The sequence below is a fragment of the Synechococcus sp. A15-127 genome (assembly GCF_014280215.1).
Taxonomy (GTDB): domain Bacteria; phylum Cyanobacteriota; class Cyanobacteriia; order PCC-6307; family Cyanobiaceae; genus Parasynechococcus.
This window is the reverse complement of the sequence record NZ_CP047948.1, coordinates 1,827,769-1,844,016: the sequence shown is the minus strand read 5'-3', so window position 1 is coordinate 1,844,016 and position 16,248 is coordinate 1,827,769. Positions and strand designations below refer to the sequence as shown.

Genomic DNA, 16,248 nt, shown 5'->3' with positions numbered 1-16,248 from the left:
TTATTTCAGCATGGGGCTTCCTGTGAATCAGTGGCGCCAGTCGAGGCCGGGCAGCCGGGGAACGATGGCAGGTGTGCTCGCCATGTACGAGGGGTAATCCGGATGGCGCTCAGCCAGTCCCTGTTCCTCGCGTCGCGCCTTGCCACGGAGCACCGCCGCCAGAGCCAGCAGCAGGCTCAGGTGCAACAGGCTGCCGGTGGCGATCACGACCCCCAGGGATGCCATCAGCACCGCCTGATACAGGGGGTGTCGGCAGTGGCTGTAGGCCCCGTTCCGGATCAGTTGGTTGTCATCACGGGGTGCGGGCAGCGGGGAGAGGCTGGCTCCCAGCGACAGCAGCGAGCGGGCGGCGAGCAACAGAGCGGTCAGCAGGATCAGCACACCTGTCAGCTGAAGCGGCGCTGGCCAGGCTGTCAGTCCCCAGGCAGTGACCGGTGGGGCGGCAGGCAACAGATGGGCCGTGATCAGCAGCAGCTGAGCCAGCAGCCACCACTCTCCGCGGCGGTTGTCCAGCCAGCCTCCCCAGCTCAGCCCCCAGCCCGATGGCATCACTCGTTCACCACAAGGGCGGTCACCTGATGGCGCCGGATCAGCTCCGCCAGCAGCAGCATGTCGTCTCGATGCACCAGTCCGACGCAGCCGAGGGTGCCGCTGTTGGCGTTGCGATTGGCACTGGGATCGAGGTGGATGCCGAGGTGGCCACGTCCTGTTGGAAAGAGCGGTTCGATGCCGATCCAGATCGGCCCCAGTTCTGCGGGGTCGCCAGGGCCAAGCGGTTCTATCGGCCCAAGGCTGTAACGGCCGATGGGCAGCGGGGCCCTTGTTCCGGTGCGGTGGCGGTCAGCGGTCTGCCGATGGGCACGGCCGGTGACGGCGTCGAAGCGCTGGATCTGTTCGCCTGCGGCGATCAGCCGCAGATCCCAGATCGGATCCTTCGTGCGCGAGAGCTGTCGCGATGTCCGTTCAAGAACCAGCAGGGAGTCCCTGGAAGGCAGAGCAGCCAGTTCCGTGGCGCAGACCGGCGCAGCTGTGGCGCTGCAGAGCAGGCAGCTGGCAAGCAGACGGGCCGGCGACATCGACGGAACAGGGCTGAGCGGCACCCTATGGAGCGGTTTTTCCCTTCAGGAGAAAAAGAGTCGGTTGCTCAGGCGTCTCCCGCTGGACACAGAGCGGGATTCAGAGTTCCTCTCGGACGAGTTTGTCTGCAGCTGCTGCATCCAGCCCTGTGAGCTGGCAGGCCTCGTCCAGTTGGTTCTCGAGCACGGCGGCAGCCTTGCGGACCTGGGGGTTGGCCAGCACGGCGGGGCTGATGCCCAACTCCTGCAGGGCGATGGCCATCGCCTGATCCGCTTGACGCCGCTCGAGCCGCCCGCGGGCCACCTGGCATTCGCCATGGACCAGGGTGGCTGTGGCAAAGGCTCGGATGCTGCGCGCCAGTTCGAGGCGGGCCACCCGGCGGCTGGTCGCGGGGTCAGGTGCCTGCTCCTTGCTCCATGTCGGTCCGATTGTCACCAGCAGGGCGACCAGCAACGGAAGAGTTCTCCAGGAGCCAGACATCACTTGCATCGGTCGCTGCGTCAGTCAAGCCCGGGAAAGCGTGCAGCGATGGGGGCACCGGTGTAACGGGGGACCCAGCCTTCGTTGTCGCGGAAGAAGCGCAGCACGCAGAAGGCGGGCTTGGAACCCATGTCGAACCAGTGGCGGGTGCCGGCGGGAACGCTGATCAGATCGCCGCGCACGCAGAGCGTCAGCAGTACCTCCTGGTCGATGTGGAAGCAGAACAGCCCCTGCCCCTCCACGAAGAAGCGCACCTCATCGTTGTCGTGGCGGTGTTCCGCCAGAAACTGCTTGCGTCGCACCTCCCGCTCGGGATGCTCCGGTGTGATCCGCATCGTGTCGACGATGCGGCAGCCGCTCTCCTGCTGCAGACGGGTGATGGCAGTGCCGTAAGCCGCCAGGATCTCCGCGTCGCCGGCTCCCGGCGACAGATGCATAGGCGTCGGCCACTGGTCGAAGCGGATGCCGCGTCGGTCCAGTTCCGATCGGATGATCGCCGGGTCGTTGCTGACCAGCAGCGGAAGCGGTGAAAGGGGCCGGGCTGCATCGGAGCGCTCTGGAAAGATGCTGAGACGACTCATCGTCTGGTTTCCGGGCGACAGAACCGCTGCCCATCCTCAACCAGTCACCCGCGGGTGGACTCACCCTTGTGGGGGTTGGCCCCGGGGATCCCGACCTGCTCACCCTCGCCGCCGTGGGGGCGATTGAAGCGGCTGACCTGATCGCCTGCCCGGTGGCTCGCAACGGAGCGGAGAGCATGGCGGCTGCGATCGCCGCACGATGGATCCAGCCGCATCAGCGGATCGTTCCCCTGCTGTTCCCGATGGTGGATGCGGCGGAGCCGCGTCGTCTTGCCTGGCACCAAGCCGCGGACACCCTCGCGGCGGAGGTGGCCATTGGTCAGCGCGTCGTGCTGCTCTGTGAGGGGGATGCCTCACTGTTCGCCACGGGCAGCTACGTGCTGCTGGCCCTGCAGCAACGGCATCCAGATTGCCCATGCCGGGTGATCCCCGGCATCACGGCCGTCTCGGCGGCGGCGGCGGCGGCGAACTGGCCCCTGGCGCTTCAGCAGGATCAGCTCCTCATGACGCCATGCCCGGAGCGGGAGGACCAGCTGTCGGAGGCTCTGGACCATGCGGCTGAACAGGCCAGGGTGCTGGCTCTGCTCAAACTGGGTCGACGCTGGCTCTGGGTGCGGCAGGTGCTGGAACGCCGGCAGCTGCTGGAGTCGTCTCTGTTCGCCGAACGGGTCGGCTGGCCGGATCAGACACTCGAGAAAGCCCAGGACGTACCGGGGGGAGCACGCCCATATTTCTCCCTGCTGCTGATCCGTCAGAGTTGGCCGGAGGTGCTTCCCTGAGCGGCGAGCGGAACCAGGCTGCGGCGGAAGGCTGCGGGTGCCGGCGTTCCGAACAGAACCCGTTTGAGCAGGGCCAGCAGGGCTCTGCACTCCTGAGGTGCCAGCCGATCACGCCAGCAGCCGGACCGGCCGTAAAGCCATTGCATCAGAGCATGCTGCTGCCTCGCTGTGGTCTTGCCCCAGGCGACCGCCCGGGCCAGGGGCCGTTCCGCTGAGATCTCGATCGGAAGCGGCGGCACGGCCGTGCTCCAGCGGAGTGTGCTGCTGCTCACCAGGGGTGGGACGTGGTTTCGGAAGTGGAGTTCGGCGCCGGTTTCGCTGATGGCCTTGATCCGGCAGGGATGCCGGTGCCCGCCCACATCGAGCACCTCGCCCTCCATGTCCACCGCCAGCCAGGGGGCAGGGTCCCGCATCGGTGGATCCCAGCAGGCCCGTAGAGCCGTGAGTGTGCCCAGCAGATTCAGAACAGCCCAGGCCAGACCGGCGAAACGTCCGTCATCTCCCCAGGTCTCGCCATTGCCGAGTTGCTGCAGCAGCCCTGCCAGGTTGGCGGCGTTGAGGGCCGTGAGCACAAGCAGAGGCAGGGCCAGGGCCCAGCACCAGCCCCCCTGGCCGCGGCTCTGGTGCTTGGGGGTGACGCGGAAGCCGAGACGGCGCCTGAGAGCAGTGCTGAACTGGGTGGAGGTCAGGGGAACGGTGAGCACCCAGCCGGTGAGCTCGCTCAGCAGGGCGGCTCGGCTTCCTCTGTTGAGCCAGCCGATGCTGAGCAGCACCGTGGCCCAGATCGGCAGCACCAGCTCGAGGATGGCCCTGCCGGTGAGATGGATCGGCAGGATGTTGAGCAGGCCGTAGCTGAGCGGCATCAGCATCAACACCAGCCTGGGCAGGTTGTTGATCCAATGGATCACGCCTTCGAGATAGGCGAGGCGCTGGCCCAGGCTGAGGCCGCCGGCCCGGAGCGGTCCGCTCGGCAGGCGGAGGCTCTGCAGAGTGCCGGCGGCCCACCGTTGGCGCTGCCGCACGAAGTCGGCCATTGTCTCCGCCGCCAGGCCGGCGCTCAGCTTCTCCTGCAGGTAGACCAGTCGCCATCCCTGCTGACGCAGGGCGATGCCGGTGACGAAATCCTCCGAGAGGGCCTGCTCCACGAAGCCCCCCACCTGATCGAGGGCTGCACGACGCACCACGAAGGACGTGCCGGCGCAGACCACGGCCCCCCATCCGTCCCGCACCGGTTCGATCCAGCGGTAGAAGCTCTCCTCATCCGGCAGCAGCCACCGTTCCATGCCCAGATTGCGCATCACCGGATCGGCGTTGAGGAAGCTCTGGGGGGTCTGGACCAGGGCCACCTCCGGGTCCTGCAGAAATCCGACGCAGCGCTCCAGAAAGACCGTCTGCGGGATGAAATCGGCATCGAAGACCGCAACCAGTTCGGCGTCGATCTGACGCAGTCCGTCGTTGAGGTTGCCCGCTTTGGCATTGGAGCGCTGCGGCCGGTGGCGGTAGCGGCATCCCAGCCTCCGGGCCAGTCGGCGCATCTCGTCCCGGCCGCTGTCATCCAGCAGCCAGACAGTGCAATGGTCGTACGACTGAGCCAGGCAGCCCTGCAGGGTGCGTTCGAGAACGTGGAGCGGTTCGCCGTAGCTGGGCACAAGAATCGCGACCTTCGGTTGCCAGCGGCTGGCTCTCCGTTGGCGTGCCAGATCCGCCACCTGGGTTCGTCGATCCGGGAAGGCTCTCCAGGCCAGCCAGAGGGGCAGGAGCCCGGTGACCAGCAACCAGCCCTCGGCCAAGAGCATCAGCAGACTCAGGGCGGTGGAGAGCCCCGAGTCGAGGTTGAGGCTGTCCGTGCAGCGCCAGGACAGGTAGCGCAGCGTCAGCAGGCTGATCAGCAGAATAAGGCTGCGGCGGGCCCAGAGCGGAGAGTCCGCTTCCGGGCGACGGGTCAGCCAGAGGGGCCAGAGCAGCAGCAGCAGGCTCACCCCAGGCTCATACGTTGGGCGTCAAGCAAAGCTAGGGCGTCTGCAGGGGTGGGTGCGCGCATCAGCGCATGGCGCAGTCGGGGAGCGCCGGCGAAGCCGGTGCAGGTCCAGCCCATGTGCTTTCTGGCAATCAGCAGGCCATGGTCACCGCGAGCCTCCACGAGGGCGATCAGCTGTTCCCTGGCCAGTTCCAGCCGCTCAAGCGGCTCCGGCGTCGCCGGCACCGGCCGCCCCGTCAGGGCGGAATCGATTTGACCGACCAGCCATGGGGCTCCCATCGTGCCGCGTCCCACCATCACCCCTTCGGCGCCGGTCAACGCCAGACAGCGCAAGGCCTCTTCTGGTGTGTTGATGTCCCCGTTGGCGATCACTGGGATGGTCAGAGCCTGCCTGACCTCGCCGATGGCCTGCCAGTCCGCCTTCCCTTTGAAGCCCTGCTCGCGGGTGCGTCCATGCAGGGTGAGCAACTGAGCGCCGGCGTCCTGGAGCTGGCGGCACCAGGTGACGGGATCGGCGTCGTTGCCGCACCAGCCCAGTCGTGTCTTGACGGTGACGGGCAGGCGAACGGCCCGGACCACCGCATCGATGATCTTCGCCGCCAGATCCGGGTCCCGGATCAGTCCGGAACCTCCTCCTTTTCGGGCGATTTTGCGGACCGGACATCCCATGTTGATGTCGATCAGAAAGGCGCCCGCGTCCTCGGCGCGGCGGGCGGCATCGGCCATCGCCTCAGGACGGTGATCGAACAGCTGGACTCCGATCGGGCCGTTCTCCTCCGACAGCTCCTCGACCTTGCCGCGGCCATGCCCCAGTTCCAGGCTGGTGGCATTGACCATCTCCGTGAACAGCAGCGCCTCCGGTGCCCAGCGCCGCACCAGGCCTCGGAAGATGCGATCGCTCACTCCCGCCAGGGGGGACTGCAGCACGCGGCAGGTCAGCTCGCGCGGAGTGCCACGGCCGGGAAGCTGAAGCGGGGAGGACGCCACCATGGGTCCATGCTGCCGATCGATGTGACCGCGTTCTGGCCCCTGAGCCGTCCTCTGCTGCATCAGATGCTCGAGGACCGCTGCAGTGACCGCTTCGTCTGTGAGCGGATCTGGGAGCGACTCGGTTACGACGCCAGCGAGGCCGGCTGGCGGGCCGGCGTGCAGACACCGCCGGACTGGGCAGAGGCCTTCCCGCTGGGCCCGGAGGTGATTGCCCTGCGCCCCGCCTCGGTGCGTCTGACGCGCTCGATCGCCAAGCCCCACAAGCAGCTGCTCAAGCAGCAGCTGGCCTTCAGCGGCTACCGGATCGGAGAGCTCTATCCCCGTCGAACCAGGCGGGCCACCGCCGTGAACTGGTTGCTCGCCTGGCTAGCGGACCGGGGGGAGCCCCTTGCGGAGCAGGGGCCGATGGCGCCGGAATTGCCGCCCCCGGAGAATCCGGTGCAGGGGCATCCCGGGGACCTGCCTGTGAGCTGAGGCTGGCGGCTCAGGCCTGAATCGAGACGGGGGTGCCTTTGGGGGTGTTCTCGAACAGCCAGCGGGCGTGGGCCAGGGGCATGCGCACACAGCCGTTGCTGCGCGGCACACCGAAGGCCTTACCGGCGTTCTCCTGCCACGGGGCTGCATGCATGCAGATGGCTTCGTTGGAGGAGACGCACATGGTGTACGGAACCCCAGGCATCGTGTAGGTGCGGCCTCGCAGGGTGACCGCGCGGTATTTGGTGAACACCTTGGTGTCGAAGATCGGTGTCGGTGTCGAGGCCTTGCCGGTGCTCACGGGGATCACCCGCACCACATCGTGATTGCTGTTGTAGACGGTGATCTTCTGGTCGGAGAGGTCGACGACGAGGCTGGCGACAAGATCGAGCATGGCGCTGAACAACGCTTTACCCGGACTAGCTGTCTCGCTAGAGTCTGATTGGTCTCGTTTCGAAAGGTTTCCGTTTCCGCGGGTCTGTAGGGTCAGGAATTGATCGGAGTCCCGCCCCGTGGCGCGTCCCGTCGTTGCGATCATCGGACGTCCCAACGTCGGCAAGTCCACGCTGGTCAATCGTCTGTGCCGCAGCCGTGAGGCGATCGTCCATGACGAACCCGGAGTGACGCGGGATCGCACTTATCAGGACGGGTTCTGGGGAGACCGGGTTTTCAAGGTCGTGGACACCGGCGGTCTGGTGTTCGACGACGACAGTGAGTTTCTGCCTGAGATCCGGGAGCAGGCCAACCTGGCGCTCGAGGAGGCCAGCGTCGCCCTCGTGATCGTCGACGGTCAGCAGGGCATCACCGCTGCCGACGAATCCATCGCCGAGTTTCTGCGCACGCACACCTGCCCCACCCTGTTGGCGGTGAACAAGTGCGAGTCCCCCGAGCAGGGTCTGGCCATGGCCGGCGAGTTCTGGAGTCTTGGGCTGGGGGAGCCCCATCCGATCTCAGCCATTCACGGGGCCGGCACCGGCGAACTGCTGGATCAGGTGCTCACGTTTCTCCCGCCGAAGGATCAAGAGGGGGAGGAGGAGGAGCCGATTCAGATGGCGATCATCGGAAGGCCGAATGTCGGTAAATCCAGTCTTCTGAACGCCATCTGCGGTGAGCAGCGGGCGATTGTCAGCCCGATCCGGGGTACCACCCGCGACACCATCGACACCAGCCTCGAACGGGAGAACCGCTCCTGGCGACTGGTGGACACCGCCGGCATCCGCCGCCGCCGCAGCGTCAATTACGGCCCGGAATACTTCGGCATCAACCGCAGCTTCAAGGCGATCGAGCGCAGTGATGTCTGCGTTCTGGTGATCGATGCCCTGGATGGGGTCACCGAGCAGGATCAACGGCTGGCGGGTCGGATCGAGGAGGACGGACGGGCCTGTGTGGTGGTCGTCAACAAGTGGGACGCCGTTGAAAAGGACAGCCACACCTTGCCGGCGATGGAGAAGGAGCTGCGCGCCAAGCTCTACTTCCTCGACTGGGCGCCGATGCTGTTCACATCAGCGCTAACCGGACAGCGGGTGGACAGCATTTTCGCCCTGGCGGCCCTGGCGGTCGAGCAGCACCGGCGCCGGGTCAGCACCTCCGTTGTGAACGAGGTGCTCAAGGAGGCGCTGAGCTGGCGAAGCCCACCCACAACCCGTGGTGGACGCCAAGGGCGGCTTTACTACGGCACGCAGGTGTCGACCCGTCCGCCGAGCTTCACCCTGTTCGTCAATGATCCGAAACTGTTCGGAGAGACCTACCGCCGTTACGTGGAGCGTCAGATCCGGGAAGGACTCGGCTTCGATGGAACCCCGGTGAAGCTGTTCTGGCGTGGCAAGCAGCAGCGCGATGCGGAACGGGATCTGGCACGCCAGCAGCAACGATCCAGCTGAGCCATGGACTGGCTGCGTCAGATCCCCATGGGGCAGTACGTCGACGGCGCCGAGGGCTGGCCGCGACGGCTCGATCCGCGCCTGAAGCTGGCCTGGTCCCTGGTGTTCCTGCTGACCCCTGTGCTGGCCGGCCCCCTGTGGCGCCTCGCCCTGGTGCTTGGACTGCTGCTGATCACTCTGATCAGCGGTCTGCCGGTTCGCCTCTGGTGGAGGTCCTTGCTGCTGCTGACCCTGCTCTCGATCGCCGTGGGTCTGCTCTCCCTGCTGCTGCCGGCGGTGGACCCTCCGTCACCTCTGAATCTGCGCGATCCGCAAGAGCTGCCGGGTCTCGGCACGGACTGGCCAAGCTGGGATCTGCTGCGCCTCGGCCCTGTCCAGCTGGGTCCGCTGACCCTGGGGCCTTTGGTGGTGGATCGGGCTTCGGCGCTGCTGGGCCTGCGCACCTCGACGCTGATCTTCACCGTGATCCACAGCGTCAATCTGGTGCTGCTCACCACGATGCCGGAGGACCTGGTCTGGGCTCTGACCTGGTGCCTGATGCCGCTGGAGAAGCTGGGATTGCCGATGCAGCGGCTGGGATTCCAGCTGCTGCTGGCGTTGCGGTTTCTTCCTCTGGTGCAGGAGGAGCTGCAGAACCTGCTGCGGGCCCTCGCCAGCCGGGCCGTGAGTTTCCGTCTCCTGGGATTCAAGGCTTCCTTCGGCCTGGTGCTCTCCGTCGGCGAACGACTGCTGGCCAACATCCTGTTGAGGGCGGAGCAGGGGGCGGATGCTCTGGTCGCCCGCGGCGGCAGGATCCTCAGTCCGGCGCGGCTGCGACTGCCAGTGGAATCGCCGGCGCGACTGCTCAACGGCGCAGCGGCCTTGTCGCTGTTGATCGTGCTGTTTCTACGCAGCAGGTACGGTGCGTTCTGACTTGCGATCCGGGTGATGGCAGCTGAGCGGTATCTCAATCACCCCACCTTCGGGATGCTCTACCGGGTGGCACCGGCCGGCGAAGGCCGTGACGTCTACGCAACCCTCTACGCGCAGCGGATGTTCTTTCTAGTGACGCTTCAGCCGCGCGGGGCTCAGTTCGAGGTGATCCCATATCAAGACGCGCGCCATCATGCGGATGTGCACCTGAGCCGTTGCCGCCGCGATGGGTCGCCCGATCTGGAGGATTGGCGGCAGCTGTTTGATCAGACCTTCATCTGAATTGATGACAGCCTCTGCGGTCGATCGCTGGCGGGAGCTGCAGGAGCAGCTGTCTGGATCGGCCCGGCTGCTGGCGGTAAGCAAGGGGCATCCCGCCGAGGCGGTGCGGGCTCTGGCCGGGCTGGGTCAGCGGGCTTTCGGGGAGAGCCGACTGCAGGAAGCGCTTCCGAAGCAGGAGCAGCTGGAGGACCTTGCTCTGGAGTGGCATTTCATCGGTCGCCTGCAGAGCAACAAGGTGCGGGGGGTGGTGCGGGCTTTTTCCGTGATCCATTCGATCGATTCCCTGGCCCTGGCTGAACGGGTGTCCCGGATCGCAGGGGAGGAGGCCTGTCATCCGCAGGTGCTGCTGCAGGTGAAGTTGCTCCCGGATCCCAGCAAGGGTGGTTTCTCGGCGGAGGGCCTGCTGGAGGCCTGGTCGGCTCTCGCCGCGCTCCCACATCTCTCGATCACCGGCCTGATGACCATGGCGCCGCTCGAGGCCCGGGAGGCGGACCGCAGTGCCTTGTTCTCGGACTGCCGCGCCCTGGCCGACAGGCTGGAGCTGGCGGACTGTTCTATGGGCATGAGTGGTGACTGGCCCCTGGCGGTGCAGCAGGGCGGCACCTGGTTGCGCATCGGTTCGGCCCTGTTCGGTCCGAGGCCAACGTCACAGGATGGGGCTGAGTGACTTGCTTGAGCGGGGCTAAAACGCTATCCAGGGACAAGGTTGTTCGGCTCGCCCCGGACTTCGAACCTGCCTGCTCATCCACGTCTCAGCCTGAGAGGAATCCAAGGTGTCGCTGATTTCCCGCCTACGTGCCGTCGTCGCCGGAGACGACTATCTCGATGGCGATCTTGACGATCTCGTCTATGAAGACGAGCAGCACGAGCAGGACCAGCGGGCTACCCATGCCGATGGGGGTGCGCTGGCGACCATTGCCGACAGCAACCCCTTCGATCTCGGCGACAGCCTGCCCGGATCCAATGTGATCGGCATGCCGGGCATCAGCACCGCCGCCGCGGAGGTGAATCTGATGGAGCCGCGCAGCTTCGATGAAATGCCCCGCGCCATCCAGGCTCTGCGCGAGCGCAAGACCGTCATCCTCAATCTCACGATGATGGAACCGGATCAGGCTCAGCGCGCGGTCGATTTCGTCGCGGGAGGCACCTTCGCCATCGACGGACATCAGGAGCGCGTCGGCGAGAGCATCTTCCTGTTCGCCCCCAGTTGCGTCACGGTCACCAACACCAATCACGAGGAGACCTCCGCCCCCACCGTCGTCAGCCGCGAAAGCGACTCCAAGGAGGAGGAGAGCAGTTCAGCGCCCTCCCCCGCCTGGGGGGCGACCGCTCTCTGAGATCCGAGGTCTTGACTCCCGACGTGGGTGTGATCGGCCTGGGCCGCATGGCCCGGGCCCTTGTTGAACCCTTGCTCCAGCGTGGCGAGCTTGATCCTGGGGGCCTGATGGCCGTGGTCGGACGTGCCGCTTCGATCGAGCCCCTCTCCCATGAGCTGCCTTCCGGCGTGCGGCTGTTTTCTGCAGATGCAGCGACCGCCCGTGAGGTCTGGACAGCGCCGCTCCAGCTTCTGGCGATCAAACCCCAGCAACTGGATGCGGTGGCGGCCGAGGCGCCCGCCGTCGTAGGGCAGCCTCTGCTCATTTCGGTGCTCGCCGGGGTCAGCCTGTCGCGATTGCAGCGGCTGTTCCCAGGACATCGCTGCATCCGGGCTGTGCCGAACACGCCGGCCCTTGTGGGGGCCGGGTTGACGGCTCTGGCCTGGGGAGACGACATCAACCCCGAATCACGGACCCGGGTGCGCCATCTCTTCGCATCCGTCAGTGAAGTGCTGGAGCTGCCGGAGCCCAAGCTGGACGCTTTTCTGGCCCTCACTTCCTCCGGTCCCGCCTTTGTGGCGGTGGTGGCCGAGGCGATGGCGGATGGAGCGGTGGCGGCTGGACTTCCCAGAGATCAGGCTCTGCATCTGACCCATCGCACCCTGGCGGGCAGTGCCGCTCTGCTGCAGGAGCGACAGCTGCACCCGGCTCAGCTGAAGGACATGGTGAGTTCGCCCGCGGGCACAACAATCGCCGGTCTGCGTCGTCTGGAGCAGGCCGGGGTCCGCTCCGCCCTGATCGAAGCCGTGCTGGCGGCGGCTGAGCGGAGTCGGGAACTCGCCTGAACTCAGGCCGCCAGTGGCCTGGTGGCCAGAAGGGTGCCGTACAGCTGCTCGATCGCGTCGATGTTGCGGCTCAGTCGGTAGCGCTCAAGCGCCCGCTGCCGTGCCCGGCGTCCGAGTTCCGCGGTGAGCACCGGTTGATCGCGCAGCACCGGCAGCAGGGTGCGCAGCTGGGTGGCCACTCCCTGGCTGCTCAACACGATTCCGGCCCCACCTTCCAGCACTTCGCCATCGGCACCCGCGTCGGTGGCGATGCAGGCCGTGCCGGTGGCCATGGCCTCCAGCAGCGCCAAAGACAGTCCTTCCACCAGGCTGGGCAGCAGGAAGACTTCGGCGCACTGCATCAGGGCGATGCGGGTGTTCAGGTCCGCTTCGTATCCCCACCAGAGGATCCCTGACTCGTTGAAGCTGTTTTGGAGGGTGCCGCGCAGCGGACCGTCACCGACGATCACCAGTCGGCATCCCTGGGGTGACACCAGGCGCCAGGCCCGTAGCAGCGCCTCCACGTTCTTCTCCGTGGCAAGGCGGCCCATGTAGAGGAACGTGCGCTCCGATCCGAGGCGCTGCCGAACCCGTTGCAACAGCACGGCATCACCACCGTGACGGGACGGTGCCCAGCGATCGGTGTCCACGCCGTTGGGGATCACGGCCAGGCGGTCGGCCGGCACCCCGAGGCGGATCAGCACTTCCGCCTGCAGCTGGGAGAACACGATCACCCGGTCGTAACGGGCAAGCGCCGGGGCATAGAGCTGGTAGGAGAGCTGCTGGGTCCCGGCGGTGAGGTTGCGCATCCCCGCGTCGAAGGGGGGATGGAACGTGGCGACGAGGGGGACCCCCAGCTGCTGACAGAGGTCGGGTAAGCGGAAATCCAGCGGCGAGAGAGTCAGGCTGGCGTGGACGATGTCCGGCCTGATCCGTTCCAGGGAGTCCCTCAGTTCCCTCTGGGCGCCTGGAGAAGGGATGGTGTAAACCTGCGATTTCACCAGGTAGGGCAGGCTCACATCCGGATCATTGGCCAGCAGTGAGGTGGAACCGCTTTCCGGGCTGCGGGGATTGTCGAAATGAATGAAGTGAGTCTGGTGACCGCGTTCACGCAGGGCCTGCGTGGTGCTCAGGCCGTAGGAGACATTGCCGCAGAACGGAGATTTTTTACCCAGCCAGGCAATCTGCACCAAGCGCTCTGCGGTCCTCCTCTGGCAAGGCAGCAAGTTAGCAGCGCTTCCAGGGTCTCTCCAGCACTGCCGCGCCGAGGGCCAGGGTCGCCAGCAGCAGCAGCACCGGCCTGAGTCCGACGCTGCTCACGAGGGTCCCCGCCAGCACCAGCGGCAGGCTGAGGGCGATGTTGATCAGGTTGTTCTGCAGGCCGAACACGCGGCCCCGTTCCCGTTCCGGGGTGTCCTCCTGCAGTGTCGTCTGGGCTGGGATCGCCACCAGGGCGGCACCGATGCCGAGCAGGATGCAGAGGCTCAGTGTGATCAGCAGGCGCCCCTGGAGCTGGCCGAGCAGCACCAGGCAGCAGGTGATGGCAGCCAGTCCGGCGGCTCCGAGATGGTGGCGGCTGATGCGATGCCCGAGCTGGGCGGTCAGCACCGCTCCGATCGCCATACCCAGGCCACTCATGGCCAGCAGGCTGCCGAATCCCGTGGGCCCCAGGCTGCTGATCGAACCCGCCAGGCTGATGGCGAGCACGTACATCGCGGCTAGCAGGCTGTACAGCAGCACCAGATTGCGCATGGCCCGCCGCACGGTCGGCCGTTTCACCAGCACCTGCAGTCCTTCACGGATCTCTTCCCCGATGCCGATGTTGTTCGGCCGCGAGGGGGTCTCGCGCAGACGGATGGTGCTGAGGCTAAGAGCCGCCATGCCATAGCAGAACGGCAGCAGCAGGAATTCACCTCCCGACAGTCCCAGGCTGGCGAGGCTCTGATTGAGCAGTCGCAGGATCGGTTGACCGAGGGCGAAGCCCACGATGGTGGCCGCCATGCTGGTGGCCTGATACAGCGAATTGGCCGCCAGCAGCAGTTTGTTCGGCACCAGCAGCGGAATGGCCGCCTGTTCCGCCGGGGCGAAGAACTGGGTGAGCACCGACTCCAGGAAGGTCATCAGCAGCAGGGCCCAGTACCCCCAGCTGAGCCCGAGCAGTTCAGGACCCGGCAGAAGGCAGACAGGGGCCAGCAGCACCAGCAGGGCCCGCATGGCGTTGGAGGCCACCATCACCCGCCGTTTCGGCCAGCGGTCGGCCCAGACCCCCGCCAGCATTCCCAGCAGCACGGCGGGCACGGTGTTGGCCACGTAGATGCCTGTCGCCAGCAGGGTGATGCGCTGAGCTCTGGTCTCGATGTCCATGCGGATGGCGGAGGCGACCTCCGCCATGGCGCCGCTGCTCTGAGCGTCCTGACTCACCCAGTGCTGGGCGATCAGGAACACCATCAGCACGATGTAGAACTTGTCCGCCAGCTGGGAGAAGATCTGGCCGATCCAGAGCCGGCGGAAGTCCTCGAGCCGCACAACGGCCATCAGACCCTGGCGTCCCTCATCCTGCGCGCTGGAAACCGTGCCGCTCAAGATCCGCCCGCGTCGGGCACATGATCGCTCACCGCAGGGTGAGCCAGAGATTCCCGCAGCATCGGCAACGCCCGGCTGCCTCTCGGCAGATGGCTGCGGATCCAGAGCTCCACGACGGAGAGCAGCCTGAGCCAAACCGGTTCGGGGCCCATCAGCTCCCCGGAGCGTCGGCAGGGCAGATCCGGGCGGGGCAGCCGCTGCAGCAGGGCCAGCTCCGATGGATTCAGCATCAGCCGCGCCGTGGGTTCCGCCCCGATCGCGAAGCCGTCCTCGGGCAGAAGGCTGCAACGCCAGTCCCACTGACCGATGGGTGGATCCAGCGGGGCGCCGCTGCGGCAGCAGCTCTGCAGCGGCAGCCCGTAGCCCCCGAGGCTCAGCAGGTGGACACAGCCCTGAACGGTGCTCGCCAGCACCATGGTCGGGGCCTCGGCCCGTTGCTCGAGCCGCTCCAGATGCAGCATCAGGGTCGCCAGCATTCCGGTGATCGGATCGTCATCGGCGCCCATCAGCAGGCAGAGATCACTTAGGGCCTGAGCGGCAGCCAGGGTCTCCAGCCGCCGGCCCAGGCCGCTGAAACTGCGCTGGACGCGCAGTTGCCGCACCCGGGCCAGTCCGCTGCGGCCTCCCACCTGAAGCTCCAGGAGGGTGAGCGGAGCAGCGGCGGCCAGGCTGCTCTTCGGACGTCGCGCCCCAGGGACCGCCAGCCGGCTCACCCCCTCCGCCTCGCTGAGCAGAGTGAGCAGCCGGTCGTGCTCCCCCAGGGGACCCACCTTCAGGACGAGCCCTTCCAGCCGTCGTTCCGCCATGGGGTCAACCGATGGGCTGTCGCTGGGCCTGGAGCAGTTGAGGAGCACTGCTGGTGCCGAGCAGGTTGGCGCCGGCTGCTACCAGATCGTGCACCAGCTCCAGGCTGTGGATCCCGCCAGCGGCCTTGATCGCGCAGCGGCCGCGACAGAGCTGTTTCAGCTGGCTCACCTGATCCGGATGGCAGGCGGGACCGAAACCGTTTCCCGTGAGCACACCGCTGGCCCCGGCATCGATCGCCGCTTCCACCGCCAGTTCCAGCTGCGCGTCGCTGAGCCTGGCCATGTCGAGCACCACCCGCAGGGGCAGGCCTAGATCACATAGAGCGGCCAGGTCCTCGGCGAAGCGGCCGGAGTCGCCATCGGCCAGGGCGCTGAAATCCGGCACCACATCCAGCTCGTCGGCTCCGTTGGCTGCCGCCCACTGGGCCTCAGCCAGTCGCAGACCGGCGGGCAGGGTGCCGAACGGAAAGTCGATGGCGGCGATCAGTCGTGGACCGTCACCACCCCCGAGTCGATGGCGCAGGGCCGGCAGCCTGGCAAGGGTGCCGCAGATGGCCCGGATGTTCCGTTCCCGGCTGGCATCGCAGCATTCGGTCAGCTGCTCGGCATTCAGCAGCGGGTCGAGGATGGCCTGGTCGAGAAGGGGAGGCAGATCCGGAAGGTCCTGAAGGGGATCGGCCATGGCGGTTGCGGTCTTCAGTCCCGAGCCTGAATCACGCCGTAGCCCCCATGGTTGCGCCGGTAGATCACCTGCAGCTCACCGCTGTCACTGTCGCGGAACAGGTAGAAGTCGTGATCGATTAGATCGAGCTGATGACGGGCCTCCTCCAGGCTCATCGGCGGCATCGCGAAATATTTGCGGCGCACGCCGGGGTCGGGGAGCTCAGCATGGCGGCCCTTCAGCAGTGAGCCGTCCACCGGTTCGTCATCGGTGATCGATTCGGTGCCGGGCGTCAGGCTGGCGCTGTGGCCGTGGCTGTGGTGGTGATCGCTGTGGCGCTCCTTCCAGCGCCGCAGCTGACGCGCCAGCTTCCCCGCGGCCATGTCGATGCTGGCGTAGAGATTCTCACTGCGTTCCTGAGCCCGGATCACGGTGCCGTTGGCGAAGACCGTCACCTCTGCGGTTTGCTGAGGAACACGGGGGTTGCGGGCCACCGAGAGATGCACATCCGCCTCTCGCACCGCCTCAGCGAAGTGATGCGTCGCCCGTTCGAGCTTGGTCTGGGTGTAGTCCCGCAGGGCTGGCGTGATCTCGAGGTTGCGACCATGGATCAGCAACTTCATGC

The 16,248-nt window shown here is 66.6% G+C and carries 20 protein-coding genes; 8 read left to right on the top strand and 12 right to left on the bottom strand.

The features are described from left to right. Positions 1-27: 27 nt before the first annotated feature. The 4 genes from SynA15127_RS09785 to SynA15127_RS09770 all read right to left on the bottom strand — a co-directional run bounded on the left by SynA15127_RS09785 (position 28) and on the right by SynA15127_RS09770 (position 2,138). Positions 28-549: an isoprenylcysteine carboxylmethyltransferase family protein gene (locus SynA15127_RS09785; RefSeq protein ID WP_186483910.1), complete on the bottom strand. Its 522-nt coding sequence runs from the start codon at positions 547-549 to the stop codon at positions 28-30. Next, a complete protein-coding gene (locus tag SynA15127_RS09780; protein ID WP_186483909.1) occupies positions 549-1,076 on the bottom strand; it encodes a L,D-transpeptidase in 528 nt (175 codons plus the stop codon). Before SynA15127_RS09780 ends, SynA15127_RS09785 begins: the two co-directional genes overlap by 1 nt. A 100-nt stretch (positions 1,077-1,176) precedes the next feature. Further along, positions 1,177-1,557 carry a glutamyl-tRNA amidotransferase gene (locus tag SynA15127_RS09775; RefSeq protein ID WP_186483908.1) on the bottom strand — a complete coding sequence of 127 codons (381 nt, stop codon included), beginning with the start codon at positions 1,555-1,557 and terminating at the stop codon, positions 1,177-1,179. A 20-nt stretch (positions 1,558-1,577) separates the two neighbouring features. Beyond that, the gene (locus tag SynA15127_RS09770) at positions 1,578-2,138 is read right to left on the bottom strand and encodes an acireductone dioxygenase (RefSeq protein ID WP_186483906.1); all 561 of its coding nucleotides are present in this window, start codon (positions 2,136-2,138) and stop codon (positions 1,578-1,580) included. 68 nt (positions 2,139-2,206) lie between these two features. Here SynA15127_RS09770 and cobI point away from each other — a divergent pair, with 68 nt between their 5' ends. Continuing rightward, positions 2,207-2,917, top strand: a complete 711-nt coding sequence (cobI, locus tag SynA15127_RS09765) for a precorrin-2 C(20)-methyltransferase (protein WP_186483904.1) — start codon at positions 2,207-2,209, stop codon at positions 2,915-2,917. Here cobI and SynA15127_RS09760 read toward each other — a convergent pair. Both SynA15127_RS09760 and dusB read right to left on the bottom strand, forming a co-directional pair. After that, positions 2,890-4,896 (bottom strand): glycosyltransferase, encoded by a 2,007-nt coding sequence (locus SynA15127_RS09760; protein ID WP_186483903.1) that lies wholly within the window; start codon positions 4,894-4,896, stop codon positions 2,890-2,892. The two genes, cobI and SynA15127_RS09760, sit on opposite strands and share 28 nt — an antisense overlap. Then, a complete protein-coding gene (gene dusB, locus SynA15127_RS09755) occupies positions 4,893-5,885 on the bottom strand; it encodes a tRNA dihydrouridine synthase DusB (RefSeq protein ID WP_186483901.1) in 993 nt (330 codons plus the stop codon). Before dusB ends, SynA15127_RS09760 begins: the two co-directional genes overlap by 4 nt. Positions 5,886-5,891: 6 nt before the next feature. Between dusB and SynA15127_RS09750 the strand changes: the two genes are divergently transcribed. Further along, entirely contained in the window at positions 5,892-6,359 is a 468-nt protein-coding gene (locus SynA15127_RS09750) for a DUF1823 family protein (RefSeq protein WP_186483900.1), read from the top strand. 10 nt (positions 6,360-6,369) lie between these two features. Here SynA15127_RS09750 and SynA15127_RS09745 read toward each other — a convergent pair whose 3' ends face one another. Next, a complete protein-coding gene (locus tag SynA15127_RS09745; RefSeq protein WP_186483898.1) occupies positions 6,370-6,753 on the bottom strand; it encodes a L,D-transpeptidase in 384 nt (127 codons plus the stop codon). 118 nt (positions 6,754-6,871) lie between these two features. Between SynA15127_RS09745 and der the strand changes: the two genes are divergently transcribed. The 6 genes from der (at position 6,872) to proC (ending at position 11,594) form a co-directional block, all read left to right on the top strand. Further along, a complete protein-coding gene (gene der / locus SynA15127_RS09740; protein WP_186483896.1) occupies positions 6,872-8,239 on the top strand; it encodes a ribosome biogenesis GTPase Der in 1,368 nt (455 codons plus the stop codon). A 3-nt stretch (positions 8,240-8,242) separates the two neighbouring features. Then, entirely contained in the window at positions 8,243-9,151 is a 909-nt protein-coding gene (locus SynA15127_RS09735) for an energy-coupling factor transporter transmembrane component T (protein ID WP_186483895.1), read from the top strand. Between the two features lie 15 nt (positions 9,152-9,166). Then, on the top strand, positions 9,167-9,433 hold the full coding sequence (locus SynA15127_RS09730; protein ID WP_043692244.1) for a PipX family protein: 267 nt from the start codon (positions 9,167-9,169) through the stop codon (positions 9,431-9,433). Between the two features lie 4 nt (positions 9,434-9,437). Next, positions 9,438-10,100 carry a YggS family pyridoxal phosphate-dependent enzyme gene (locus SynA15127_RS09725; RefSeq protein WP_186483893.1) on the top strand — a complete coding sequence of 221 codons (663 nt, stop codon included), beginning with the start codon at positions 9,438-9,440 and terminating at the stop codon, positions 10,098-10,100. Between the two features lie 106 nt (positions 10,101-10,206). Beyond that, positions 10,207-10,770, top strand: a complete 564-nt coding sequence (locus SynA15127_RS09720) for a cell division protein SepF (RefSeq protein ID WP_186483892.1) — start codon at positions 10,207-10,209, stop codon at positions 10,768-10,770. An 11-nt stretch (positions 10,771-10,781) separates the two neighbouring features. Next, positions 10,782-11,594 carry a pyrroline-5-carboxylate reductase gene (gene proC, locus SynA15127_RS09715; RefSeq protein WP_186483890.1) on the top strand — a complete coding sequence of 271 codons (813 nt, stop codon included), beginning with the start codon at positions 10,782-10,784 and terminating at the stop codon, positions 11,592-11,594. 2 nt (positions 11,595-11,596) lie between these two features. Here the strand turns inward: proC and SynA15127_RS09710 are convergent, their stop codons facing one another. From SynA15127_RS09710 to hpf, 5 genes are read right to left on the bottom strand one after another with little or no spacing between them, the layout of a single operon-like run. Then, positions 11,597-12,766 (bottom strand): glycosyltransferase family 4 protein, encoded by a 1,170-nt coding sequence (locus SynA15127_RS09710; RefSeq protein WP_186483888.1) that lies wholly within the window; start codon positions 12,764-12,766, stop codon positions 11,597-11,599. A gap of 34 nt (positions 12,767-12,800) precedes the next feature. Continuing rightward, complete coding sequence (locus tag SynA15127_RS09705; RefSeq protein WP_186485684.1) at positions 12,801-14,108, bottom strand: MFS transporter; 1,308 nt, start codon at positions 14,106-14,108, stop codon at positions 12,801-12,803. A 44-nt stretch (positions 14,109-14,152) separates the two neighbouring features. Next, entirely contained in the window at positions 14,153-14,962 is an 810-nt protein-coding gene (gene recO / locus SynA15127_RS09700; RefSeq protein WP_186483887.1) for a DNA repair protein RecO, read from the bottom strand. A gap of 4 nt (positions 14,963-14,966) precedes the next feature. After that, on the bottom strand, positions 14,967-15,644 hold the full coding sequence (locus SynA15127_RS09695) for a 2-deoxyribose-5-phosphate aldolase (protein WP_186483886.1): 678 nt from the start codon (positions 15,642-15,644) through the stop codon (positions 14,967-14,969). A gap of 14 nt (positions 15,645-15,658) precedes the next feature. After that, on the bottom strand, positions 15,659-16,246 hold the full coding sequence (hpf, locus tag SynA15127_RS09690) for a ribosome hibernation-promoting factor, HPF/YfiA family (protein ID WP_043692222.1): 588 nt from the start codon (positions 16,244-16,246) through the stop codon (positions 15,659-15,661). Positions 16,247-16,248 lie beyond the last annotated feature (2 nt).